Source organism: Mycobacterium sp. (assembly GCF_050701675.1).
Taxonomy (GTDB): domain Bacteria; phylum Actinomycetota; class Actinomycetes; order Mycobacteriales; family Mycobacteriaceae; genus Mycobacterium.
Genome location: NZ_JBOGDD010000533.1, coordinates 1 through 1,538 on the forward strand (window position 1 = coordinate 1; position 1,538 = coordinate 1,538).

The 1,538-nt window shown below is 64.6% G+C and carries 1 protein-coding gene and 1 pseudogene; both read left to right on the top strand.

Going from position 1 to position 1,538, the window contains the following annotated elements; translation table 11 throughout:
- Positions 1–595, top strand: a pseudogene (locus ACRDUX_RS16080) (APC family permease); the annotation flags it as partial.
- Positions 596–633: 38 nt separating this feature from the next.
- On the top strand, positions 634–1,341 hold the full coding sequence (locus tag ACRDUX_RS16085) for an IclR family transcriptional regulator (RefSeq protein WP_526415012.1): 708 nt from the start codon (positions 634–636) through the stop codon (positions 1,339–1,341).
- Positions 1,342–1,538 lie beyond the last annotated feature (197 nt).

A 1,538-nucleotide genomic window follows, 5' to 3' on the forward strand; every position in this document is an offset into this window, starting at 1 on the left:
CGATGGATCGACCGCGCTGGCGTGCATCCTCGACATCGGCATCGCCGCCTCGTTCTTCGCCTGCACCTTGGCATCGGTCAACGCCTTGGTACGGGTGCTGTTCTGCATGGGCCGTGAAGGCGTCGCACCAAAGCAGTTCGGGCGCACCCACCACCGATTCCAGACACCCGCCTGGGCGATCGCCACGGCCATGGCAGCGATCACCGCGATCCCGGTCGCGATTCTGGTCGCTGGGGCCACCCCGGAGGAAGGATTGCGGATCTTCCTCACACTCAGCGCTTGCGGCTATCTCGGCAGCTACCTGGCTGCGTGTATATCTGCACCGATCCTGTTGCGCCGCATCGGCGAATCCACCCCCGCGGTCTGGATACTCGCGATCAGCACCACCAGCGTGCTGCTGTGCCTGGCGGTCAACGCCGTGCTGTTCGCAGTGCGCGACGGCAGCGCCCTACTCGCCGTCTATGGCGCAGTGGTCATCGCATCGATCCTGTTCACCTTGGCGCTGCGGATCTTCGCCCCCGCACGCCTGGCAGCGGTCGGCATCTACGACGAGACGCAACGCGCCGACCTTCTCAATGCGGCGCCGTTCCGGTGAACCCCCCGCGCGATCCGACGCGCCACCATCCCAGCGCCATGTCGAACTCGATGCGCATCATCGAGGCCGTCGCGGGACTGGGACTGGGCGTCACCGCCAAGGAGATCGCAGCCGCTCTGCACATGCCGCCGGCGACCGCTTATCGAATCCTCAACGCGCTCGTCGGTGAGGAGTATCTGGTACGGACATCCGACCTCCGCGGATTCGGCCTCGGCAAGCGCCTCGGCGGCCTGATCGCCGCAGTGACTACACCTGAGGTGTCCACCGCGGCCCGACACCACATCGCAGAACTACGCGAGAGCGTCAGGTTCGCCGTGCACATCATCGCCTTCCACGCAGGATCAGTTCGAGTCCTCGACGCCGATCCCGACCACCCTGTGCGGGCCGAGCGAGAACTCGTTCGGTACCTCCACGCATCCGCGGCTGGCAAACTGCTTCTTGCCGAAAGGACCGAGTGGCGCGAACTCCTCCCCAGAACAGCACTCACCAGACTGACACCCCAGACCATCACCGACTTAGCGGCACTACGCGACGAACTTCACACCATTCACGCGACGAATCTCTCGACACAGATCGAGGAACTCGAAGCGCACCTCGCCTGCGTGGCAGTCCCGCTCGCCGGCCCAGACGGTGACACCGCAGGAGCGCTGTGCCTCTCGGGACCTTCTACGCGCACAGACGCACTCCTCAGTCACGTCGACTCGATGCGACAACGAGCCCAAACCCTCGCCCCGCTCATCTTTTAGCCCCCGGCACCGGCGGTGAGGGTGCGAAGTTCTGGATGAGCGCGCTCACCGATCTGACGACCGGTATTGCACCCCGTACCAATCTGCCGATGCACTTCTTTGTGTGTCGGAGATAGCGGGTTGAACGTCATCAGAATGCGCAGATCGTTGATGGCCCCGGCGGCCCCCCGGAACGAGCGGATCACTCGTCAATGATG